The organism is Nonlabens sp. SCSIO 43208 (assembly GCF_050703575.1).
Lineage (GTDB): Bacteria > Bacteroidota > Bacteroidia > Flavobacteriales > Flavobacteriaceae > Nonlabens > Nonlabens tegetincola.
On the sequence record NZ_CP065365.1, the window covers coordinates 2028866 to 2052967 of the forward strand.

27 protein-coding genes are annotated in these 24102 nt (G+C 35.3%); 16 read left to right on the forward strand and 11 right to left on the reverse strand.

Annotated elements, in window-relative coordinates:
* Position 1: 1 nt before the first annotated feature.
* From I5168_RS09265 to I5168_RS09305, 9 genes are all read left to right on the forward strand, one after another.
* A complete protein-coding gene (locus I5168_RS09265) occupies positions 2–1402 on the forward strand; it encodes a bifunctional UDP-3-O-[3-hydroxymyristoyl] N-acetylglucosamine deacetylase/3-hydroxyacyl-ACP dehydratase (RefSeq protein ID WP_042279234.1) in 1401 nt (466 codons plus the stop codon).
* Entirely contained in the window at positions 1403–2188 is a 786-nt protein-coding gene (lpxA, locus tag I5168_RS09270; RefSeq protein WP_042279232.1) for an acyl-ACP--UDP-N-acetylglucosamine O-acyltransferase, read from the forward strand.
* A gap of 6 nt (positions 2189–2194) precedes the next feature.
* Positions 2195–2761 (forward strand): elongation factor P, encoded by a 567-nt coding sequence (efp, locus tag I5168_RS09275; protein ID WP_431471573.1) that lies wholly within the window; start codon positions 2195–2197, stop codon positions 2759–2761.
* The gene (locus I5168_RS09280) at positions 2762–3679 is read left to right on the forward strand and encodes a UDP-3-O-(3-hydroxymyristoyl)glucosamine N-acyltransferase (protein ID WP_167342099.1); all 918 of its coding nucleotides are present in this window, start codon (positions 2762–2764) and stop codon (positions 3677–3679) included. It begins immediately after the preceding gene.
* Between the two features lie 3 nt (positions 3680–3682).
* Complete coding sequence (locus I5168_RS09285) at positions 3683–4060, forward strand: hypothetical protein (RefSeq protein WP_060522385.1); 378 nt, start codon at positions 3683–3685, stop codon at positions 4058–4060.
* Between the two features lie 24 nt (positions 4061–4084).
* Positions 4085–4960 (forward strand): succinate--CoA ligase subunit alpha, encoded by an 876-nt coding sequence (gene sucD, locus I5168_RS09290; RefSeq protein WP_060522386.1) that lies wholly within the window; start codon positions 4085–4087, stop codon positions 4958–4960.
* A gap of 73 nt (positions 4961–5033) precedes the next feature.
* The gene (fabG, locus tag I5168_RS09295; protein WP_042279226.1) at positions 5034–5780 is read left to right on the forward strand and encodes a 3-oxoacyl-[acyl-carrier-protein] reductase; all 747 of its coding nucleotides are present in this window, start codon (positions 5034–5036) and stop codon (positions 5778–5780) included.
* 13 nt (positions 5781–5793) lie between these two features.
* The gene (locus tag I5168_RS09300; protein ID WP_431471574.1) at positions 5794–7818 is read left to right on the forward strand and encodes a hypothetical protein; all 2025 of its coding nucleotides are present in this window, start codon (positions 5794–5796) and stop codon (positions 7816–7818) included.
* Positions 7819–7827: 9 nt separating this feature from the next.
* Complete coding sequence (locus I5168_RS09305; RefSeq protein WP_105019134.1) at positions 7828–8640, forward strand: prohibitin family protein; 813 nt, start codon at positions 7828–7830, stop codon at positions 8638–8640.
* A gap of 60 nt (positions 8641–8700) precedes the next feature.
* Here the strand turns inward: I5168_RS09305 and I5168_RS09310 are convergent, their stop codons facing one another.
* The gene (locus I5168_RS09310; protein WP_431471575.1) at positions 8701–9210 is read right to left on the reverse strand and encodes a nuclear transport factor 2 family protein; all 510 of its coding nucleotides are present in this window, start codon (positions 9208–9210) and stop codon (positions 8701–8703) included.
* 51 nt (positions 9211–9261) lie between these two features.
* Between I5168_RS09310 and panB the strand changes: the two genes are divergently transcribed.
* Complete coding sequence (gene panB / locus I5168_RS09315; RefSeq protein ID WP_042279222.1) at positions 9262–10080, forward strand: 3-methyl-2-oxobutanoate hydroxymethyltransferase; 819 nt, start codon at positions 9262–9264, stop codon at positions 10078–10080.
* A 45-nt stretch (positions 10081–10125) separates the two neighbouring features.
* Here panB and I5168_RS09320 read toward each other — a convergent pair whose 3' ends face one another.
* The 5 genes from I5168_RS09320 to I5168_RS09340 form a co-directional block, all read right to left on the reverse strand.
* Positions 10126–10644, reverse strand: coding sequence for a CIA30 family protein (locus tag I5168_RS09320; RefSeq protein WP_105019132.1), 519 nt, complete (start codon positions 10642–10644; stop codon positions 10126–10128).
* Between the two features lie 94 nt (positions 10645–10738).
* Complete coding sequence (locus I5168_RS09325; protein ID WP_431471576.1) at positions 10739–11416, reverse strand: hypothetical protein; 678 nt, start codon at positions 11414–11416, stop codon at positions 10739–10741.
* Positions 11417–11437: 21 nt separating this feature from the next.
* On the reverse strand, positions 11438–12370 hold the full coding sequence (locus tag I5168_RS09330; RefSeq protein ID WP_042279213.1) for a TerC family protein: 933 nt from the start codon (positions 12368–12370) through the stop codon (positions 11438–11440).
* A 10-nt stretch (positions 12371–12380) separates the two neighbouring features.
* Positions 12381–12770 carry an arsenate reductase family protein gene (locus I5168_RS09335; RefSeq protein WP_105019130.1) on the reverse strand — a complete coding sequence of 130 codons (390 nt, stop codon included), beginning with the start codon at positions 12768–12770 and terminating at the stop codon, positions 12381–12383.
* 2 nt (positions 12771–12772) lie between these two features.
* Positions 12773–13075 (reverse strand): HPF/RaiA family ribosome-associated protein, encoded by a 303-nt coding sequence (locus tag I5168_RS09340; protein WP_042279210.1) that lies wholly within the window; start codon positions 13073–13075, stop codon positions 12773–12775.
* Between the two features lie 160 nt (positions 13076–13235).
* On the opposite strand from I5168_RS09340, the gene I5168_RS09345 reads away from it, so the two are divergent.
* The gene (locus I5168_RS09345) at positions 13236–15110 is read left to right on the forward strand and encodes a T9SS type B sorting domain-containing protein (protein ID WP_431471577.1); all 1875 of its coding nucleotides are present in this window, start codon (positions 13236–13238) and stop codon (positions 15108–15110) included.
* Between the two features lie 53 nt (positions 15111–15163).
* On the forward strand, positions 15164–15688 hold the full coding sequence (locus I5168_RS09350) for a DUF4251 domain-containing protein (protein WP_431471578.1): 525 nt from the start codon (positions 15164–15166) through the stop codon (positions 15686–15688).
* Positions 15689–15744: 56 nt separating this feature from the next.
* Here I5168_RS09350 and I5168_RS09355 read toward each other — a convergent pair whose 3' ends face one another.
* Entirely contained in the window at positions 15745–17160 is a 1416-nt protein-coding gene (locus I5168_RS09355; protein WP_431471579.1) for a trypsin-like peptidase domain-containing protein, read from the reverse strand.
* Positions 17161–17313: 153 nt separating this feature from the next.
* Between I5168_RS09355 and dapF the strand changes: the two genes are divergently transcribed.
* The 3 genes from dapF to mltG are packed head-to-tail and all read left to right on the forward strand — an operon-like array spanning position 17314 to position 19644.
* Positions 17314–18096, forward strand: a complete 783-nt coding sequence (gene dapF, locus I5168_RS09360; protein ID WP_431471580.1) for a diaminopimelate epimerase — start codon at positions 17314–17316, stop codon at positions 18094–18096.
* Positions 18096–18611: a GNAT family N-acetyltransferase gene (locus I5168_RS09365; protein WP_082586985.1), complete on the forward strand. Its 516-nt coding sequence runs from the start codon at positions 18096–18098 to the stop codon at positions 18609–18611. The genes dapF and I5168_RS09365 overlap by 1 nt, the downstream gene beginning before the upstream one ends.
* Entirely contained in the window at positions 18604–19644 is a 1041-nt protein-coding gene (gene mltG / locus I5168_RS09370; protein WP_431471581.1) for an endolytic transglycosylase MltG, read from the forward strand. The genes I5168_RS09365 and mltG overlap by 8 nt, the downstream gene beginning before the upstream one ends.
* A 51-nt stretch (positions 19645–19695) precedes the next feature.
* Here mltG and I5168_RS09375 read toward each other — a convergent pair whose 3' ends face one another.
* The 3 genes from I5168_RS09375 to I5168_RS09385 form a co-directional block, all read right to left on the reverse strand.
* On the reverse strand, positions 19696–20154 hold the full coding sequence (locus I5168_RS09375; protein WP_431471582.1) for a PAS domain-containing protein: 459 nt from the start codon (positions 20152–20154) through the stop codon (positions 19696–19698).
* A gap of 190 nt (positions 20155–20344) precedes the next feature.
* Positions 20345–20617 carry a DUF3817 domain-containing protein gene (locus I5168_RS09380; RefSeq protein WP_042279193.1) on the reverse strand — a complete coding sequence of 91 codons (273 nt, stop codon included), beginning with the start codon at positions 20615–20617 and terminating at the stop codon, positions 20345–20347.
* Complete coding sequence (locus I5168_RS09385; RefSeq protein WP_060522399.1) at positions 20610–21536, reverse strand: mechanosensitive ion channel family protein; 927 nt, start codon at positions 21534–21536, stop codon at positions 20610–20612. Before I5168_RS09385 ends, I5168_RS09380 begins: the two co-directional genes overlap by 8 nt.
* A gap of 86 nt (positions 21537–21622) precedes the next feature.
* Here I5168_RS09385 and I5168_RS09390 point away from each other — a divergent pair, with 86 nt between their 5' ends.
* Positions 21623–22855, forward strand: a complete 1233-nt coding sequence (locus I5168_RS09390; RefSeq protein WP_431471583.1) for an FAD-dependent oxidoreductase — start codon at positions 21623–21625, stop codon at positions 22853–22855.
* 39 nt (positions 22856–22894) lie between these two features.
* On the opposite strand, the gene I5168_RS09395 is transcribed toward I5168_RS09390, so the two are convergent.
* Positions 22895–24064 carry a proline dehydrogenase family protein gene (locus I5168_RS09395; RefSeq protein WP_431471584.1) on the reverse strand — a complete coding sequence of 390 codons (1170 nt, stop codon included), beginning with the start codon at positions 24062–24064 and terminating at the stop codon, positions 22895–22897.
* Positions 24065–24102 lie beyond the last annotated feature (38 nt).

A 24102-nucleotide genomic window follows, 5' to 3' on the forward strand; every position in this document is an offset into this window, starting at 1 on the left:
TATGACTGTCACAGACATTAATCAAACAACAATCGACCGTGAGGTCACCTTATCTGGTGTAGGATTACATACAGGTAAAGAAGTAACTCTAGTATTTAAACCAGCTCCGGCAGATCATGGTTATGCCTTTCAAAGAGTTGATCTTGAGGGAGAACCAGTTATTGAAGCGCTAGCTGCTTATGTAACTGATACTAAAAGAGGAACAACCCTTGATAAACGAGGAGTGCAAATCAATACTTGTGAGCATGTACTTGCTGCCCTTGTAGGACTGGAAATTGACAATTGTCTTATAGAAATCAATAGTAGTGAACCACCAATTATGGATGGATCCTCTAAGTTTTTTATTGAAGCTCTTGAAAAGGCTGGTATCAAGGAATTAGATGCAAAACGTCAAGAATTTGTAGTCAAGGAAATCATTTCTTACAAAGATGAGGAAACAGGTAGCGAGATTATTTTGATGCCTTCTGATAAATACCAAGTAACCACAATGGTTGATTTTGGTACTAAAGTATTAGGTACTCAAAATGCTACTCTTGAAAAATTATCAGATTTTAAATCTGAAATATCAGAAGCAAGAACCTTTAGTTTTTTACATGAATTAGAGATGTTACTGGATCACGGACTTATTCAAGGTGGTGATCTTAATAATGCGATAGTTTATGTAGATAAAGAGATTTCTGAGAAAACTATGAACAGCTTAAAAAAAGCGTTCAACAAGGAAAATATAAGTGTAAAACCTAATGGTATTTTAGATAACCTAGAGTTACATCATCCTAATGAGGCAGCACGCCATAAATTATTAGATGTAATCGGTGATCTTGCTTTAATAGGTTATAGAATACGCGGTAAAGTTATTGCAACAAAACCAGGTCACTTTGTAAACACTCAATTTGCAAAGAAAATGGCCAAGATTATAAAAAAGGATATTCGAGAAAATGTGCCTGATATTGATGTCAATCAAACACCACTTATGGACGTCAATCAAATTATGGCTATGTTACCTCACCGTCCACCATTCTTGTTGGTAGATAAAATTTTTACCTTGACTGATAGTCAGGTAATCGGACTCAAGAATGTGACCATGAATGAACCATTTTTTGTAGGTCACTTTCCTGGACAACCGGTAATGCCAGGTGTTCTTATAGTAGAGGCAATGGCTCAAAATGGTGGTATATTAGTTCTAAGCACCGTTCCGGATCCTGAAAACTACCTCACTTTCTTTATGAAAATCGATAACGTTAAATTTAAACGTAAAGTAGTACCTGGAGATACCCTAATATTTAAATGTGATCTAATTACTCCTATAAGAAGAGGAATTGCTCACATGCAAGCATATGCTTATGCAAACGGCGTTTTATGTGCCGAAGCAGAGCTTATGGCTCAAATTTCAAAAGAAAAATAAATGAATCAACCTTTAGCATACGTACATCCAGGAGCAAAAATTGCAAAAAATGTAGTCATTGAACCATTTGCTACTATTCATAACAATGTAGTAATAGGTGAAGGTTCCTGGATAGGATCAAACGTTACTATCATGGAAGGTGCCCGCATAGGTAAAAATGTAAGCATTTTTCCAGGAGCAGTTATATCTGCAATACCGCAGGATAAAAAGTTTGAAGATGAAGAAACTACCACTGTCATAGGAGATGGTACTACCATTAGAGAATGCGTAACGATTAACCGTGGTACTAGTGATAAAATGAAAACTATCATTGGTAAAAATTGTTGGATTATGGCTTATTGCCATATTGCACATGATTGTGTTGTAGGAGATAATTGTATTTTCTCAAATAACAGTACACTCGCAGGTCATATAACCGTAGGAGATCACGTGGTGCTTGCGGGAATGGCGGCCGTTCAACAATTCTGTCAAATAGGGAATCATGCATTTGTTACCGGTGGATCGTTGGTGCGTAAAGATGTACCACCATACGTTAAAGCAGGTAGAGAACCTCTTAGTTATGTAGGTATTAATTCAGTAGGTTTAAGAAGACGAGGTTTTGAACTAGAAAAAATACGAGAGATTCAAGATATCTATCGCATTTTATATCAAAAGAATTATAACGTTTCACAAGCGGTTCAAATTATCGAGGCAGAAATGAGCGCTTCAAACGAGCGTGATGAAATTATAGAATTTATTAAAAACTCTAAGCGAGGTATCATGAGAGGATACGTGCGCAACAATTAAGAATATATGGCAAATACAAGCGACATTAGAAAAGGATTATGTATACGTTATAATCACGATATATACAAAATCATTGAATTTTTACACGTAAAACCTGGTAAAGGACCAGCATTTGTAAGAACAAAACTTAAAAGTGTAACTACTGGTAAGGTTATCGATAATACCTTTTCTGCAGGTCATAAAATTGATGAAATCCGTGTTGAAACTCATACATTCCAGTATTTGTATAATGATGGTGAGGCCTACCACTTTATGAATACTGATACCTATGAGCAAATCCAGCTACCTGAAAGTAGTCTAGATGCTCCTGGTCTTCTTAAAGAAGGTGAAAATGTGAAAATTCAAATTAATACAGAGGACGACTCACCACTTTCAGTTGATATGCCTCAATATGTAATATTAGAAGTTACAGCGACAGAGCCTGGTGTTAAGGGTAACACGGCTACGAACGCTTCAAAACCAGCTACTGTAGAAACAGGTGAACGAGTAATGGTTCCTTTATTTATTAATGAAGGTGATAAGATAAGAATCGATACAGAAAAAGGAGCTTATCACGAGCGTATCAAGGAATAGGTGAAATTCAATCAAACTCATAGACTAGATTTTATTGCTGACCTGATCAAATGTGAATTTGTTGGGCCAGCAGACTTTCCTGTAACAGGAATGAACGAGATTCATGTTGTTACTCCAGGAGATATTGTATTTGTTGATCATCCTAAATATTACGACAAGGCATTAAACAGTGCAGCCACCATTGTTTTGATAAACAAAAAAGTGGATTGTCCAGATGGTAAAGCCTTACTAATATCAGACGATCCTTTTAGGGATTTCAATAAGTTGACTCAACATTTTGTTCCTTTTAACGCTTTCGCGAAAGCGAACACAACAATAGCCACCACGGCATTAGTTCATCCCACAGCTAGTCTAGGAAATGAGGTAGTCGTAGGTGAAAACACGGTTATACATGCCAACGTATCGATAGGCGATCGTTGTATCATAGGTGATAATGTTATTATACACGCTGGTACAGTTTTAGGCGGAGATGCTTTTTATTATAAAAGGAGAGAAGCTGGATATGACAAACTATTGAGTAACGGTAGAGTAGTCATTGAAGATCAAGTTGAAATAGGTGCTTTGTGTACCATTGATAGAGGTGTCTCTGGCGATACTACTATTGGTTATGGGTCAAAGTTGGACAATCAGGTTCACATAGGACATGATACCGTTTTGGGTAGACATGTACTTATAGCCAGTCAAGTAGGAATTGCGGGCTGTGTAATCATTGAGGACAACGTAAAATTATGGGGTCAGGTAGGTGTGCGCAGCGATGTTAAACTAGGAGAAGGTTGTGAGGTTATGGCACAAAGTGGAGTGTCTAAAGACATTCAACCAGGCGAAGCCGTATTTGGTTCACCAGCAATTAATGCAAAAGAAAAGTTTAAAGAGTTGGCTGCCCTAAGAATGTTGCCTAATTTAGTCAAAAAATTATAAGAAGTGTCAGCAAAAAAAATAGTTCAATCGTTTTTAGATTCTCAGGTATTTGTAGATAGTTCACAATTCCCAGAATTTTTTCATAAAGATTTAAAAGTATACTGGCATTCCAGTTCAGGATTCAATGTGTTCGATTATCAATCTTACCTAGACTTGTACAAGTCAAATACGGATAATTACGAGGTTATGAGAACTGATGTTACTCATATTCTTGCAAATAATAAAAGCGAAGTTGCTGCGCGATTCACACTTTACGTGCGTACCTTTGAAAATCCTAATGAAGAAATGCCAATAGGCTATTTTATTAGTATTTTTAAAGTTCAAGATGACAGAATTATTGAAGCGCATCATTCTAGTCATCCTAGTGAAAAAGAAAGTTAATTTAATAAGTATAAATACATATAAATGAGTGTTTTAGTAAATAAGGATTCAAATATTATAGTTCAAGGATTTACTGGTAGTGAAGGTACTTTTCATGCTGGTCAAATGATTGAATACGGTACAAACGTTGTAGGTGGAGTTACTCCAGGTAAAGGTGGTCAAGAACACCTAGGTAAGCCAGTTTTTAATACGGTTAAAGAGGCTGTTGAAAAGGTAAACGCCGATACAACAATTATTTTTGTTCCACCAGCATTTGCTGCTGATGCTATTAAGGAAGCTGCTGACGCAGGCATCAAAGTAATCATTACTATTACTGAAGGTATTCCTGTGGCAGATATGGTAAAAGCTGCTGATTATATCAAGGATAAGGACTGTAGATTAGTTGGTCCTAACTGTCCTGGTGTAATTACTCCAGGTGAGGCAAAAGTTGGTATTATGCCAGGTTTTGTATTTAAAGAAGGTAAAGTAGGAATTGTATCAAAATCTGGAACACTTACTTATGAAGCTTCTGACCAGGTTGTAAAACAAGGTTATGGTATTTCTACAGCAATAGGAATTGGTGGTGATCCAATTATTGGAACGACTACAAAGGAAGCCGTTGAATTATTTATGAATGACCCAGAAACTGAGGCTATCGTAATGATAGGTGAAATAGGTGGTCAGTTAGAAGCTGATGCTGCAAGATGGATTAAAGAAACAGGTAATAAAAAACCAGTAGTTGGTTTTATCGCAGGTGAAACTGCTCCTGCTGGACGTACAATGGGTCACGCAGGTGCTATTGTAGGTGGATCTGAAGACACTGCTCAAGCTAAGAAAGCAATTATGAGAGAATGTGGTATTCACGTTGTTGATTCTCCAGCTGAGATAGGTAAAAAAGTTGCCGAAGTTCTAGGAAAATAATTATAGATTTTCTTAAAACTCAATGAAACACACCGTGTTCCATTGAGTTTTATTTTTATAAATACCAAACCTTATGAAATTACTGGAAGGAAAAAATGTAATCATCACTGGCGCAAGCCGTGGAATAGGTAAAGGGATTGCACGTGTTTTTGCAGAAAATGGTGCCAATGTTGCTTTTACCTACGCAAGTTCTGAAGCACCTGCTCTAGAATTAGAAAAAGAGTTAACTGACCTAGGAGTTAAAGCAAAAGCTTATAAGAGTAACGCTGCAGACTTCAATCAAGCTCAGGAACTCATAGAAGCGGTCTCAAATGATTTTGATACTATAGATGTATTGATAAATAATGCTGGGATAACCAAGGATAATTTACTTATGCGTATAAGTGAAGAGGATTTTGACAAGGTGATTGAAGTAAACTTAAAGTCTGTTTTTAATATGACTAAAGCTGTACAACGTACCATGTTAAAACAACGTAAGGGAAGCATTATCAATATGAGCAGCGTGGTTGGTGTTAAAGGTAATGCAGGACAAACCAATTATGCCGCATCAAAAGCTGGTATCTTAGGTTTTACAAAATCTGTTGCTCTGGAATTGGGATCTCGTAATATACGTTGTAATGCCATTGCTCCAGGTTTTATCGAAACTGAAATGACCGGTGCTCTAGATGAGAAAACGGTACAAGGATGGAGAGACGGAATTCCTCTTAAAAGAGGTGGTACTCCAGAAGATGTGGCAAATGCATGCGTATTTCTAGCTAGTGATTTATCTGCTTACATTACTGGTCAAGTACTTAATGTTGATGGTGGAATGTTAACTTAAACCATTAATTATCTTGCAAACTGCTTATTATTTATGGATAGGAGTAGCGGTAGTCGCTAGTGCATTATTTGCTTGGTATTCCTATTTTTTTAAAGAAAAGCGTTTATCAAATAGTTTATATTACTTAGCTGTACTTAGGTTCATTTCTGTTCTAAGTGCAGCTTTTTTATTGATTAATCCAAAGTTTGTTACAAAATCTTTTCAGGATGAAAAGCCGGTTCTTTCCATTCTATTGGACCAATCTAAATCCATAGAATATCTTAATGCTAGCGAACAACTCAACTCGGATTATCAAAGCTTGATTCAAAATGAAGATTTAGTTGAAAAGTTTGAAATAAGAACATTTGCACTAGACGATAATTTTGAACCCTTTGATAGTTTAAATTTTAAAGGTGACGCTACTAATATCTCAAACGGGTTATCCAAGAATCAAGAGCTTTTTAAATCAAGAAATAATGTTACTTTACTGCTTACAGATGGTAATCAAAGTAGAGGTAGGGATCTAGCGTTCACCAAATTAAATAATCCAGAATCACTTTTTCCTATAATTTATGGGGATACGACTGTTTATTACGATTTTAGAATAGGACAGGTAAATGTTAATAAATATTCTTATTTAAAAAATGAATTTCCTGTTGAGATATTTGTTCAATATTCAGGAGACGTATCAAGAGAATCGAGACTCACAATCAAGAATGGTAACCAAATTGTTTATCGAGAAAATCTAACATTCTCCAAAAATAATTCTAGTACTGTAGTTTCGGCCTTACTAAAAAGTACTTCCATAGGTACACAACGGTACCAAATCGCTATAGAACCTTTCACAGAAGAGAAAAATACCTCAAACAATTATAGAAATTTTGCTGTTGAAGTAATCGATCAACAAACTAAGGTAGCTATTATTACAGCTAGCATGCATCCTGACGTAGGTGCGTTGCGTAAAGCCATTGAAAGCAATCAACAAAGAACAGTTGAGATTGTGAATCCCGATAAAGTTTCTAATCTAAATGAGTATAACTTAATTATTTTTTATGGTGTCAACCAGGGCTTAAAGCCAATTATAAATCAGGTGAAGTTATTGGGTAAAAACACTTGGTGGTTACTGGGAGAATCTCCAGATATTCAAATGATCAACTCTTTACAAAACGCTTTTTCAATCGAAAACTCAAAGGATGTTGATGAGGTGCAACCCATTCTTAATGAGAATTTTACGGCCTATAATGTTGATTCATTTTCATTTAATGATTATCCACCAGTAAGAGCACCTTTTGGAATGGTAAGTTTTAATACACCTATTGATATACTTTTCTACAAACAAATAGGATCTGTAGAAACAGCCGATCCTTTATGGTTTAATTATGAGGAAAATACCAACCGACATTCTGTTACAATGGGTGCAGGATTATGGAGATGGCGATCACAAAGTTTTATAGAGTCAACCTCTTTTACAAATTTTGACGATTTAGTGAGTAGTCAGGTGCAACTACTAGCAAGTAATAAAAAACGTAAGCGACTAGATGTAGATTATAATTCCTTTTATTATCAAAACAATGAAATAGTAATCAATGCTATGTTTTTAAACAAAAACTACGAGTTTGAAGACAGTGGTATTCTAAATCTTTATTTAACTAATCTTGAAACTAGTGAGAAAATTATCAGGCCATTTGTTCTCTCTAACAATACCTATAAGGTAAATCTTTCAGATATAGAACCAGCAGATTATAACTTTACAGTAAAAGTTGAAAATGATGTTTTAACTCAATCTGGAAAAATAAGCATACTCGAGTTTGACATTGAAAAACAATTTACTAGTGCGAGTTCTAGCTCTTTCAATTCTTTAATTGATTCTAGTAATATTTTTTATGCTGGCGAGACCAATAAAGTACTAGATGAACTACTTGATGAATCTAAGTATAAAACTATCGAAAAAGCAACTCTTAAATATTCCTCTTTAATTGATTGGCACTATTTATTAGGAGTTTTGCTTTTGTCCTTAGGACTAGAATGGTTTATCAGGAAGTACAACGGATTAATTTAAAATTAGATTATGGAAAAATTACCAAAGGCAGCAATTCTATTTGCGATAGGAATTGTACTAGCTATTATTATTTTATTTAAAAGTTCAGTTAATATAGGTGCTGGTGAAGCAGGTGTTCTATTCAACTTCTTTTCTGGTGTTGATACCAGTAAAACCTATGGAGAAGGATTTCATATCATTGCACCGTGGAATGATATGACGGAATTTAGAGTGAAACAACAATCATTTTCTGATAGTATGGAAGTACTTTCGGTAAACGGTCTTAAAGTAACTGTTGAAGGTACGGTGTGGTTTCAACCAGAATATGATAACCTACCTAGGTTGTATAAGGAAAAAGGAGCAAATTACGTTGAAACTATCCTTGATCCTGCCATTAACGCTGCTACCAGATCAGTAGTTGGTCGTTACACTCCTGAGCAACTTTATTCTTCTAAGAAGGAAATTATTGTAAGTGAAATCATGTCTGAACTTACTAAGGAATTAGAAGGCCAATACCTTACAGTGAACAAGGTGTTTGTAAAAGAGGTAAAGTTACCACCTAAAATTAATGATGCTATCGAACGTAAGTTAAGACAGGAACAAGAAGCTCAAGAGTACGAGTTCAGACTGGTAAAGGCTCAAAAAGAAGCAGAACGTCAAAGAATTGACGCACAAGGTAAGGCCGCAGCAAATGATATTTTAAGTAAATCACTTACTGATAAAATTTTAATGGAAAAAGGTATTGAGGCTACTTTAAAACTTGCTGAATCACCTAATTCTAAAGTGATCGTTGTAGGTAGTTCTGACAACGGTGGTTTACCTATAATCCTAGGAAATCAGTAGTTTTAAATAATTGCGGATTAAAAAAAGACCTGTTTTGACACAGGTCTTTTTTTATTGAAGTTAGTAAAGCATATTCCGAGTGTCCGTAATTCCAGTTATCAACCATTTATCATTGTAATAAACCATGGTAAATACGTTGACACCACTATGTGAAAATTGACCATTAACATGAAATTCGTAGGTTGTATGGACCGTTGCAATATCCTCAAAAGTAGTATGACTAATTTCTATAAGCGTTTCCTTAAAGGTCATGTTTTCTGGAATATTTAAAATGCTATTCATAAAGTCAGACTTACTCGCCTTTTCCATTGAATTTCCTTTAGAACGAGACTTAATATAAGAGAATAGCATCAGATTATCGGCCATGGACTGGTCTAGAGCAACGCTATCCTGCGCATGAAACGCTTCGAAAAAATCACGTACAGCCTCCACAGGAGACTTTTTCATCGGTTTCACCATTTCATTAATAGAGTCTTGTGCAATGGAATCTTGTTCTACCGGTTGTTGAGAGTACGCTTTCGCGAAAGCGAAACAAACACAAACCATCATTAATAAAGCTTTCCTGTTCATAATATCTAATTGAATGGTAATATTAGTATTTTTACTTCATAAAACAAGATTATGTCTGTAGCAAAGAAGCAATATAAAAGAATAACCGTTAAATCATTATCCGAAATGAAGGCCAATGGAGAAAAAATCTCTATGCTAACTGCTTATGATTATACCATGGCCAAAATAGTAGATAGTGGTGGCGTTGATGTGATTCTAGTAGGAGATAGCGCTAGTAACGTAATGGCAGGTCACGAGACTACGCTACCTATAACACTAGATCAAATGATTTATCATGCGAGTAGTGTTGTAAGAGCCGCAGAGCGTTCGCTGGTTGTTGTAGATTTACCTTTTGGTAGTTATCAAAGTGATCCTAAAGAGGCCTTGCGCAGTGCGATTAGAATAATGAAGGAAAGTGGCGGACACAGCGTTAAACTTGAAGGAGGAAGAGAAGTAAAGGAATCCATAAAACGTATTTTACACGCAGGAATACCGGTAATGGGCCATCTAGGACTTACACCTCAAAGTATATATAAATTTGGTACTTATACAGTACGTGCTAAAGAAGAAGCCGAAGCGGAAAAGCTTATTGAGGATGCATTATTACTCGAAAAATGGGGTTGTTTTGCCCTAGTGCTAGAAAAAGTTCCCGCTGCTCTTGCAGAAAAAGTAGCAAGTCAATTAAGTATACCTGTAATTGGTATAGGTGCTGGTGCTGGAGTTGATGGTCAGGTATTAGTTTCTCATGATATGTTTGGAATGACACATGAATTTAATCCACGTTTTTTACGTAGGTATTTAAATCTTTATGAGGAAATGGGTGATGCAGTAAGTTCCTACGTTAAGGATGTTAAAGCAAAAGACTTTCCTAATGAGAATGAACAATACTAATTAAAATAACAAATAAAAAAGGTGCTTGTAAAAGCACCTTTTTTATTATAAGAACTTAATGTATTCTACATCGATACTATAATTACCTACAATACCATCGGATATAGAGAAATTATATCTTAAAACTTTTTTTAAGTTTTCTTTATCAATTTCTCCAGGAATAATGTTGTGAAAAAGGACACGCTTGAAATGATTGATGGGTAGCTTTATGGTCTTCCAAGTATTCTTATGCATACGAATCATGTATCCGTATTTTTCTTGTTGAACACCTGGATTGAACTCTATTTCAAAAGCAACGGGTCTACCATCGGTTCTCAATTTAATTTCTATGAATTTCACCTCACTTAAATCTTGTTCAAGTTTGTGAGATCTCAACATGCTCCACGAGGAATTATTAACGGATTTAATGGTACCACAAAATTCTACATAATGATCGTGTTGAATTATTTTTCCAGTGCTTTTGCCACCTGTAAGTGAATCGGTAAGTGGAGTCCATTTAAATCTATATTCCATATTCCTTCCAAACTTTATTTCGGTAGGGATTAATGGTTCTAGGGTTTTCATGTATTAAAAGTTTAAGGGGAAACAATTTTAATACAGAAAAAGGGGAATGAATATGTATTTACTTGGCTATTTCTCTAAAAACGTTTAACTGTCGTTAATCTCGTTGAAAAAAGCATAAATCTCCTAAATTTCCTTCTGATTCAAACTCAAAGTAACCTTTTCTACTCCTAGAATTAAGATATTGAAACTTTAATTCGTTACCTTTTATTTTTCTAAAATCGATATCATTGATGATCCATTGAGGATATCCACCCAATTGAATTAAAGGTGTAGGAGTGATGATTTGGCTTTTTGCTGTTTTGTATAATGTCCAAGGAAATTCAGGAGCAAGCTTTACTATTAATTTATGTAATTCTGGATATCTATGAATTACCTCTTCCCAAATCGGTAAGCTTTTTACGGTTACTGTCTGGTAGTATTCTTGTATAGGGAATTCGTCATAATCAATCGTGCTTAATTCACAATAGGGACCGATTGAATTCGCTTTATGTTCATCAAAATAAAAAGCTTTAGACTCGCCATTAATAGGGAATACTCCTTTTAATGGTATGATCAAGCCTTTAGAATCTTTTTTTTGAATTTTTAAAAATGCATTTTGGTCTATGTCTTTAACCTTATTATAACCTGTAGCCGTAATGACAATTTTATTCAGTTCTTCTTTTAATAAAGCTAAATTCTTTTCTGGAATTTTAGCTTTTTGCGCCATCTCCTTCATTAAAGACTCGCTCGTTTTTGATGATTTACCTATCATCGCTTGCAACCATTTGAACATAGTAAGGAGAGATTGATGAGATTAATTTTTTTTCATTCTAGATGCCAAAGCACCAGCAAGTAAAGCTATAAATATAAATCCGAGTGACAACCATTCTGGAAAATGTATATGATGAACTAATAACATTTTGATTCCCACAAAACCCAGTATGGCTACTAGACTATAATGAATGTATTGGAACTTGTTTAAGAGATTGGTTAGGAAAAAGTACATACTTCTCAATCCCATTATGGCAAGAATGTTACTTGTGAAAACCAAAAAGGGATCAGCCGTGATAGCTAGAATAGCCGGTATAGAATCCAGAGCAAAAAGAACATCGGTCAATTCGATGACCACCAAGGCCAAAAATAATGGGGTTGCAATTCTTTTACCCATTTTTCTGATAAAGAGCTGCTGCCCATTAATTTGATCGGTAACCGGTAAAAATTTGCGTACTAGTTTATAGATGGGACTTTGAGCAGGATCAAATTCTTCGTCATTGTTCTTGAGCATTTTAAAAGCCGTATACAGTAGAAATAACCCAAAAACATAAGTCATCCAGCTTACCTTGTTAATTAAGGCAACGCCAAACAAAATCATTAAGGCTCTAAAAACTAAAGCACCAACAATTCCCCAAAACAAAACTCGGTGCTGGTATTTGGGAGCAATATTAAAGGAGCCAAAAATAACCGCAATCACAAAAATGTTGTCTATGCTTAACGACAACTCAATAAGATATCCAGTAATATATTTAATAGATGCATCAATCGCTGTCATGTTTTCAGGATTGTCTACAAGTCCATTGTCGTATATCAGGTAAATGGCACCTGTAAAAGCTACAGCGATACTTACCCAAAGAGCAGTGTATTTACTAGCTTCTTTGGTTCCTATAACATGAGCCTTTCTATTAAAAACAAAAAGGTCAAGCATCAAAAAGATGCTGACCATTATTATAAATCCTGTCCAAATCATGATGTAAAAATACTTAAGGTATTCTCACTTGTGCAGTGTCTGGATCAAAAAACTTTATTGCGTCGCTCATTGATTTAGCTTGTAAAGCTTTTTTATCATTTACTAGAATAGGAAAGCGCAATAATTCTGGTTGATTGCCTAAAACATCAACACCGTCATTAAATTCAATACTATCACCACCTTGATATTTCTCATGACTGGTGTCAATTAAATCGATAATATCACATTCTAGCAATTCAATAAGTTCTGCATATATAGTTCCAGTAATATCAAATTTATTTATATCACGTTGATTAATTGATTTGCCACTACTCACTAGGTAAGCATACACTTCCTTGTGTAATTTTTTATTAGAATCGTAAAAAATACTTACTTCACGACTGGATTTTGCAAGAACTCCCATTTTTAATGTTTTACTATTGTCGCTTTTCTCTTCTCACATTGAGTTTTCAGTTGAGTAATAACTTTTGAAATTCCTTCTTCAAAATTATCGTGCGACTCCTCAGCAAAAAGTCTCGGTCCAGGAGCACTTAATCTTATTTGGGATATCATACCCGTTTGATCACTCGATGTATTTTCTGTTTTGAAAAACACGTCTGCACGTGTTACCCAGTCATAACGTTCAAAAATCGTTTGTAGCTTTTCTTTGGTATAGTTTTCTAGTCTTTCACTTCCAGAAACTCCGTCGTAATTAAACTGTATAGTCATAATTTTTATTTTAAAGATACAACAGTTGTTATAGAATTTCTTTGTTTTTAGTTTACCTTAATATCACTTTAGCACTCTTTATAAATTTTGTTAATTTACTGTCAATACCTTTATATATTTATAAGTTAAAGTATCAGCAACCTTAGTTATCTTGCACTCAATGAAAAGGATAGCTGTAACTCTTTTAGTATTATTTTATTTCGCTTTCGCGAAAGCGCAATTATCATTTTGCGATGGTGAAATTGGACCAACCATTTTTACCGAAACCTTTGGATCAGGAACTACCAATGGACCTGCTTTACCAGCAAATGTAACTACCTACACATACGTTAATAGTGGTATTCAAGATGGAGAATATACCATCTCAAGTAATATGCAACAATTGAGTAGTTTTTGGGATGCTCCAGATCATACAGGAGATCCTAATGGAAAAATGCTTTTAGTAAATGCCGATTTTACCGCAGGTTTATTTTATCAAACTCCGATAACAGGCTTGTGTGAAAATACACCTTATGAATTTAGTGCCTGGGTGATCAATATTTTGGATAACAACAATCCTTGTGGCGCTGGAGAAATTCCTATACAAGTAAGATTTGAAATTTGGGACATTACCGATTCCACCTTACTAGCAAGCGGTGCAATGCCACCTGAGTTTTCACAACCTGCACCTACATGGAAGCAATACGGTCTTACTTTTACCACTGCAACCGGACAAAATGGATGTATTTTAAAACTAATAAATGAAGGTGCTGGTGGTTGCGGTAATGATCTAGCCATCGATGACATCGTTTTTAGAACTTGTGGCGATACCACACAAATAATTGATACGGCTAATAATACGGTTGTTACAAAATGTGAGGATGACCCTGCACAATCCATTACTTTATCGGCAAGTACGGTAAGTTCCATATTCACAACCCCAGAGTATCAATGGCAGCAAAGCGATGATGGTGTGATTTTTACTGATATTTTAGGACAGAATGGACCTACTTTTACTACACCTAATTTAAACGACACTATTTTTTATAGAGTCAAAGTAGCTGAAGATGCTGTTAATTTATCCAATTCACAATGCGTGAACTTTTCTGATGTTTTCGAATTTCGTGATGTTACAGTTCCGCTAGCAGTTCCAGTTCAAAATCCAGTGATTGCTTGTGATGGTATTTCTGAAGAAATGGAAGTCACCTTGCCTAATGGGACCACCGCTTTTTGGTACACCGTGCCTACAGGTGGAACCTCGATTCATGATGATTCCAATGATTATACCACAACCATCTCAGGAACTTATTACGTTGAAACCGTTGATATTCAAAGCGGTTGTGTATCAAATTCTAGAGTTGCTATTGATTTCCTAGCCTTCAATAGTCCAAATGTTACGAGTCAAGATTACGAAATTTGTCCTGATGAAACGGTAGTGCTTGATCCTCAATTCTCACCAGCAAGCTACGTATGGAGCACTGGAGAAGGTACACCAGCTATTGAAGTTGATACTGAAGGAATTTATACCGTAGAAGTAATTAACAACGACGGTTGTTCTTCTACAGCGACATTTACTGTAACAATTACCGAAGCTCCTATAATTGATGAAATAATCGTTATTGGAAATGATTTACAAGTAACACTGTCTAATACTGACTTGTCAAATTTTCAATACAGTATTGACGGTTTAAGGTGGTCTGATTTGCCAAACTTTGATATTACTACTTTTACTCAAGTCACTGTTTTTGTTCGTGATAGACTAAATTGTACGGTAGTTCAACAAGAATACAACAGAATAATTATACCTCAGTTTTTTACTCCTAATCAAGATGGTTTTAATGACTATTTTAATTTTGAAGGGTTAAGAAACTTTCCAGATGCCAGACTCCAAATATTTGATAGACACGGTAAGTTGATCAAGGAGATAAATGATATTGCAGTTAGAGTAGGATGGGATGGTACATACAACGGGCAACCTTTACCAAGTAGTGATTATTGGTTCAAATTGGACTATGATAATAAAACCATCACGGGTCATTTTTCACTAATACGTTAATTATTAGAATATTAAGTGTTTTAAGAATTTAAATAGGTAACTTTAAAATAAAAATGCGTTTCTCTCTATTTATATGTTTACTATTTATAATAGGATGTAGTTCTTCTAAAACTTATACGGTCGAAGATTTTAATCGTGTAAAAGGTATTGCGACTAATGACTTTAAACTTGATGTAACTGTAGCGTACCCTTTTAATACAAATGCTACTAATCAAGTATTAACCCAAGTCACTATGCAAAGAGGAGATTCTCCCAATCGTATAAACCTATCAGGTGAGTCTGTAACTTTTGAGTTAAGAAATGATTCCTTGTTTACTCAACTTCCTTTTTATGGAGAAAAAAGGCTTTCTACACGTTATATGTCTAATCCTGGAATTGTAGTGGAAGCTCCCATAAGTGATAATGAAATCATTATTAATGAAGAAAAAAAAATGATAACTAGAAAATTTAATGCTTCTGGTAAGGATGAGAACCATGAGTTTGTTATTGAATTTTTAAAACATGGATTTTCAAAAATTTATGTTACTTCTACTAGTAGAACTTTCATGAATTATGACGCTCAATTGGTTGATCAATAAAAAATACCGCTACCTTGAAATAAAGATAGCGGTACTTTATTAACCAACATTTCTAATTAATCTATTGTATATCTAAATCGTTCTACTTCGCCACGACTGTTTTTCATTTGAATCAAAAGTGTCTCTCTAGGATTTACTTCTCTTAAAATTTCTTGTAGATCGTCAATATTCGTAATTTCATAATCATTCACCTTGGTGATGATATAATCTCTCATGTCATATCTAGATAATTCACCTGTTGTTCTTGTGATACGCACGCCTTTTTTAGTATCAAATATCTCTTGATCCTCTTTAAAAAGATTACGTACTTCCATTTCAATTTGAGGAATGAGAACCGTATTGTTTTTTGTTATTTCAATTTGAGCTTGTTTTTGAACTCCATTTCTTAGGTAACTCACATAAACAATATCACCTGGATTTTTACTCGAAATGTATCCGGTTAAATCGGCAAAGGTTTTCATTTTTAAACCATCAATACTTTTAATAATGTCACCATTTTTTAGATTCGCTTTTGCAGCACCAGAATTTTCAACCACTTTGGCAACATATATTCCTTCACTCTCATCAATTCCCATTTCATCAGCAATGTTACCATTGAGGTCTGTTCCTGATATTCCTAGCATCCCTTTCTGTACAAATCCAAATTCCATAAGATCCTCGATAATCTTACGAGCGTTATTTGATGGAACTGCAAAAGAGTATCCTACATAGGAACCAGTTCTACTAGCAATTGCGGTATTGATACCAATTAATTCCCCATTTTGGTTGACTAATGCGCCACCTGAGTTTCCTGGGTTAACAGCAGCATCAGTTTGAATAAAAGACTGCATTTTTCTATCGCGTTCATCTAGATCACGTCCTTTTGCACTTATAATCCCAGCGGTAACAGTACTTGTTAGATTAAAAGGGTTTCCTACAGCTAGTACCCATTCACCAATTTTAGCTTGATTACTATCACCAAAAACTACATAAGGTAATTCTTCATCAGCTTCTATTTTTAATAGGGCAATATCACTATTAGGTTCAGTTCCCACGAGTTCTGCCTTGTAGGTTTTGTTATTATTTAATGTCACTTCTAGACTTTGTGCATTTTCAATAACGTGATTATTAGTTACGATATACCCATCACCGGTTATAATAACACCGCTACCAGTTCCTACTGCCTGGCGATAAGGTGTTCTACCATACATAAGATCGGCAATAGACATACCACCACGAGCTATAGTAGTATTTTTTACGTGGACCACAGCATGCACTGTTTTTTCTGCGGCTTCGGTAAAATCGATACCTTCTATAGAATTAGTGTAATTAACATTCTTTACAGGAAGTACTGGTGATTGTACCTCATTAGCAACTTGTTGTGATTGTTGTGCGGCAATTTGTGACTCTGGTTCAAAGGCTATTTTATAAGTACCTAAAACAACAGCGCCACCTAAAACAGCCATACCGAAATTTTTGATTAAACTTTTCATTTCTTTCTTTTTTTAGCTTCTTATTGAACTTAAAATTATATAATTCATTGTTTTTATACCGTCAAATTAACCTTAATTAACAATGGATTGATATCATATTAAACAATGCATTTACATCCTTAATTTTAGTATAATTGATAGTATTTTTGCATCATGGATTCACTCACCTTTTATAAGTATCAAGGCACTGGAAACGACTTTGTCATAGTAGATAATCGCGATTTATCTTTTACCAAAAAAGATGCCAAAACAATTGCACGTATCTGTGACAGAAGATTTGGAATAGGTGGTGACGGTTTTATCTTATTAGAGAATAATGCTCATTTAGATTTTAACATGGTTTACTTCAATTCAGATGGTAATGAAAGTACCATGTGTGGTAATGGTGGTCGTTGTATAGTAAGTTTTGCTCACTTTTTAGGAATCTTTGAAAAGCAAACCACCTTTAATGCTATTGACGGTAAGCACGATGCGGTCGTTAATGACGACGGAACCATAAGCCTTCAAATGATTGATGTCAATAAGGTAGACGATAATAGAGATTATTGCTTTACAAATACAGGATCGCCACACCATGTGCAATTAGTGGCAGACCTTGATAATTATCCCGTTGTTGAGGAAGGAAGAAAGCTGCGACATAAAGTTTATGGTGATGATGGTGCCAATATTAATTTTGTTCAACCTATCTCTCACGGTACTTATAAAGTGCGTACTTATGAACGCGGTGTAGAGGATGAAACCTATAGCTGTGGTACAGGAGTAACTGCGGTTGCTCTAGCCATGCATGCTACGAGTCATACGACAAATACAAACGTTTCACTAGTAACTCCAGGTGGCGAGTTATCTGTGCGTTTTGTAAACAAGGATAATGGCTATACTGATATTTGGCTTTCGGGTCCAGCCCAGCAAGTGTTTAAAGGAAACATTAATATATGATGTTGAGGAATGAAACTTGTTACCTGCGCGCTGTTGATCTGGCTGATATGGAATACATCTATCAGCTAGAGAATGATCCTGAATTATGGGAAGTAGGGAATTTACTAGCTCCTTACTCTAGATTTACGATACGAGAGTATTTAGAAAATGCTCACCGAGATATTTATGAAGTTAAGCAGCTGCGACTAGCCATTTGTACCCATAGCGATCAAATTGCTGGTCTGGTAGACCTCTATGATTTTGATCCATTTCATAATCGTGCCGGAATTGGAATTGTTATCGATACACCTCATCGTAAAAAAGGTCTCGCGCGTGCTGGTTTACAACTCATGATTGAATATGCTTTTAAACACCTTAGATTACACCAGCTACATGCCAGTATATCTACGGATAATGTAGCTAGTAGAATGTTGTTTGAGAGATTACGCTTTCGCGAAAGCGGAATAAAAAAAGACTGGATCGCTACTCCAGATGGTTATAAAGACGAACTGATTTATCAATTGATTAATGAATAAATACCGCAAAATTATTTTAGGAGTAGTCCTTGTAGGACTGTTGTTTATGGCAGGATTTGCCTATAAAGTTTATACCACTTTCTTATCACCCAATACCAATTTTGAATCTGAAACCTATGAGGTATTCATACCAAGTGATGCAGATTATAACAAGGCATTCCTAATTTTTGCCGATGCTGTAGAAGATCGAGACGCGTTGCATCAAACGGCTGTTCGCAAAAAATATCATGAAAATGTAAAGGCAGGTCGATTTTTAATTAAAAAAGGAAGTTCTAACAACGATATCATTAATACGCTGCGCAGTGGTAATACTCCAGTAAAAGTTAGATTTAATAATCAGGAACGAATTGAGGATCTAGCAGGAAGGCTTGCTGCTCAAGTAGAACCAGATAGTTTAAGTTTATTAAAAGCATTTACCGATTCTACTTTTCTTAATGAAGCAGGAGTAAGTAGGGAAGAGGCCTTAACCTTATTTTTACCTAACACGTATGATAGTTATTGGAATACCACCGCAACCTCTTTAAGAGATAAATTATACAGCTATCACCAGCAATACTGGAACGAGAATAGAAGAAGTCTTGCTAGCAAGCAGCGCCTTTCTCCTTCACAAGCCTATATTTTAGCAAGTATTGTTCATAAGGAAACAGCAATGAAGGATGAGCGTGCAAGAGTAGCTGGTGTGTATTTGAATCGTCTAAAAAAGAACATAAAACTAGATGCAGATCCTACTGTAATCTACGCCAAAAAGAAAAAGGACGGTGATTTCAATCAAGTCATTAAACAGGTTCTATACAGGCATTTAGAAATAGATAGTGAATACAACACCTATAAAAATGCTGGATTGCCACCTGGTCCTATCGTAACGCCCGATATTGACGCTATTAATGCTGTTCTACAACCAGAAAATCACGATTACTTTTACTTCGTTGCCGACGTTCAAAATTTTGGTTACCACAAATTTGCCAAAACACTCACACAACACAATATTAATGCAGCTGCCTATCGCAGGTGGATTAAAAGGAATAATAAATAATAAGAAAATATAGGTTAACTACTTAATCAAGGAACTACATCGCCTGTTTATTTAAGCAATTTGTTTTTCAAAAGCAATATAGTGTGTTGTCTGGTTATGGTATAAAGGAATGATGTTCACTTTACATTTGTAAGTGGTACCATCTTTTCTATGATTTACAATCACCTCACTAAAAGGTTTATGTTGTTTAATTTTAAAACGTATACGGTTTTTAGTAGCTTCTTTAGTTTGGTTTCCTTGTAGGAATCGTGGTGTTTTGTTTATTGCAAATTGAGTAGAATATCCTGTCATTTCGGAAAATCCATCATTTACCCAAATTATCTTTTGATCTTTATCAGTGACGATAATCGCTTCATAATCCATTGACTCAAATAGATTTTCAATGTTGTTATTCCATTGATACTCCATAGCTAAATTTTTCATGGAGGAGAGATCCTGTTTTCTTTTAAGAGCAGAAGTGTAACGGTGATTACCATCCATGAAGATATCCCAAGACAGGAATGGCATCATTTTAGGTTCGGCTGTTTTCTAATTCTTTTTGAATGGATTGGTATTCTTTGTCATTTAGACTGGATAAGTAAATGTCAAGGCACATTAAATCTGTTAGGCTGTTGCTCATTGTTGCTGTTTTTTGGTGACTAGTTCAACAACATTATCGATTATTTCAATTTTTATAAAATTATCGATATTAAAACTCTGTTTAAGCCAGGTATTTTTCCTCAAACCAAAATGTTCCAAAAGGAACAACTGACATAACCAAGGCTATTAAAGTAGTTTTAAATTTCCATTTAAGTTGTGCTCCAACTAAAATGGCAACTACTACATAAGCCAAGAATAAAAAACCATGTGCCATACCAGCAATTTTGTTTGGGAAACCAAAGTCAGCCAGGTATTTCAATGGCATAGTAACAAATAAAATAAGAAGGAAGGAATAGCCTTCAACAATAGCAAGATATTTAAAGAATTTAAGCATCTTTTTTCAGTCTTTTATCAGTGAGTGACAAAGGTAATTCAGAATCCTTTCCATACAGTTTAATTTCTTGAATATCTGCAGGTAAATAATAGCCTTCTTCCATAAGTGCGCGTTTTACTCGTCCTATCACTCGACCGCGCGTGCTATTTGCTTTCCAACCAAAATCTAATGTATCTACCCAAAAGAAAACTTTTAAATTAACGGTACTCGTTGCAAGCTCATCTTCTATAACATAATTCACATGGTTCTCATCACTTATTACTTTTTCATCCTTTTCTAGAGCTCGCATAATGGTCGATTTAGCCAGTTCTATATCCTCGTCATAATCAATTCCTACTACAAAATCCCATCGATAGAATCCGTCTTCAGTATAGTTGGTAACCGGTTGAGTTATCACATCTGAATTTGGGATATAAACATCCTTACCATCAAATGATTTTAATTTTGTGTATCTAAACATCAATGCTTTTACTCTTCCAAAATTATCACCTATCTCCACGGTATCATTAACATTGAAAGGACGATTAAAACTTAAAATTACTCCTGCAATAAAGTTTTGTCCTATATCCTTAAAAGCAAATCCTAGTACCACGGCACTTGCACCAGCAGTGGCCAGTATACCAGCGCTTATATCTCCCAATCCAGCAGCGCGTAGAGCAACCATAATAAAAACGATGATAATAGTAAAACGTATCGCACGTCCCAAGAACCTGCTCATCAAGGGATCTTTAGTGCGCAATTTTACACTACTGGTTGTTAATCGCCCGATTAACGTGGCGATTAAAGTACCCAGTATGATAATAGCGAGACCTAAACCCAATCTAGGTAAAAAGGCGATGAAATTGTCGTACATCTGTACGGTAGTATCCCAGATTTTTTCGTCTACGGGTACTTCATTTAGTTCTTGGAAATTCAACATACTTAAAATTACATAGAGCTGCTTATTAATTTGTTAAGCTTTATCTAAATAAGCTTTTATTAAATGATCGACCTTATTTTTGTGGCATGGAGAATAAAAAGATAGTCATTATTGGTGCTGGAGTAAGTGGACTTGTAGCTGCTCAAACTCTTAAAAATCAAGGATACGAACCTATCATATTTGAAAAAAACACTCATCCAGGTGGACGTGTACACACTATTGTTGAGAACAACGTAATAATGGATTTGGGTTTTCAGGTAATGTTAGATGAATATCCAGCAGTAAAAGATTATTTAGACACATCATCTTTAGACTTAATCAAATTTGCTCCTGGAGCTGTAATCTTTAAAGACGGCCGTACCTACAAATTAGGTGATGCCTCTAGAGACCTTAAATTTTTATTACCTACGATATTTGCTGGCATAGGTACCCTAGGAGATAAATGGAAGGTTTTTACGCTTTCGCGAAAGCTTAAACAAAAATCACTATCTGACATATTTTCTACACCTGAGATAACGACCGAACAATACTTGAAAGATTACGGTTTTTCAGATAAAATTATTGAAAATTTTTTCAGGCCTTTTTATGCGGGAATATTTCTTGAGGATAAATTGGAAACGAGCAGCCGCATGTTTGAGTTTGTTTTCAAAATGTTTGCAACAGGAAACGCAACTATTCCTGCAAGGGGAATTAAGGCTATTCCTGAACAACTCGCAAATGACATTGATATTAATTACAATAAAGAATTACTTGAGGTAGTCGGGAATCAATTAACGTTTAAGGATGGTAGTCAAGTTCAAAGCGATTATACTATAGTTGCTACACCAGCAAGTGATGTTGTACCAAATTTACGTAACCAACAACAAGACTGGAAACAAACTACAGTATTTTATTTTAAGACCAACCATGAAGGATTCAAACAGCCTATTATTGGATTGCTCACTGGTAATGGATATGCTAATAATTTCCATTTTTTACATGATGTATTCCCAAATCATCAAAAAGTAATAAGTATTACGGTGGTTAAGGATTACACACAAACCGAAGAAGAGCTATCAAGTTTGCTTGCTCAAGAATTGAAGCAGGAAACAGGAATAGAGCTAGGTGACATGATCAAATATTTCAAGATTAAGAAGGCGTTACCAGTGCTTAATAACCTTAATTATGCGTTACCAAGTACTGAAACGCAACTTACGCAGCATGTATTTCTTGCTGGTGATCATTTGAGTAATTCCTCTTTAAATGCGGCCATGCTTAACGGTGCCGCTGCAGCACAAGCTGTGATCGATAAAGCTGAAAATAGGGTAGTAGTTGGTTAATTTCCTACTATTCCTTGTGTATTTATATGAAGAGGAATTTTATATTCCTCTTCGTTTCATTTCTTCTTTAATTAATAGCAATTCACGACCCATTTGTCCTGCAACAGAAGTGTTTTCTTGAGCTCTTCGAATCAAATAAGGCATCACGTCTTTAATTGGGCCAAAGGGTAATATTTTAAAAGTGTTATGACCTTTATGTGCAAGATTATAGGTTAGATTATCGCTCATTCCATAAAGTTGACCGAACCAAACGTCATTATGGTTAGCAGGTATTCCTTTTTCTTTAAGAATATCCATGGCTAGTAGTGTACTGTGTTCATTATGAGTTCCTATACATAATTTGATGCGGTCTAGTCGATCAAGAATAAACTGCATAACGTCATTGAACATCGCATCGGTTGCTTTTTTATTGATACAAATAGGAGATTGATAACCCATTTCGGCAGCACGTTCTCTTTCTTTCTCCATATAAGCACCGCGAACTATTTTGGCTCCTACAATAAAATTATTTTGGGTCGCATCTTCATGTAGGTTTTTAATATATTCTAACCTATCATGACGATAGCATTGTACGGTATTATATATTATGGCTTTGTCTTTATTATAACGCAACATCATATCACGTATCAAATCATCGGCCGCGTCTTGCATCCAACTTTCCTCACCATCGTAGAGCAACGCCACATCGTACTGAGCAGCGGTTTTTGAAATTAAGTCAACACGCTGCTGTATGCGTTCCCATTCTGCTTGTTCTTGACTAGTAAGAGGTTGTTTTTCCGTAACCTTCTGCCAGATATAAAAGCGGCCAATACCGGTAGGTTTTACTACTTCAAAGGAAAGCGCTTCACTGGTAGAAGCTTTTTTAATAAGTTGGATTTTTTTGTCCACTACCTTATCAAATTCTGCTTCCTCTTCTTTACCTTCAACGCTATAATCGAGTATAGAGCTCACTCCTTTACTGTACATTTTTTCTACAAGTGGCATACATTCATCCTCGGAAGTACCACCGCAGAATTGTTCAAAAATGGTGCTCTTAATAAGCCCTTTTATAGGTAGATTCAAATTAAGTGCTAGTACAGTAGCTTTGGAACCAAAGTTTACTAACCATGGTTTATCCATCATTTTAAAGATGAAATGAGATTTTTTTAAATCTGTATTACTCTTTAATGCAAATGCACGTTCTGTATTATTAAAAGGATTGTCTGCCATAATGCAAATATAATTGCGAAAACGATTTAGGAAACTGA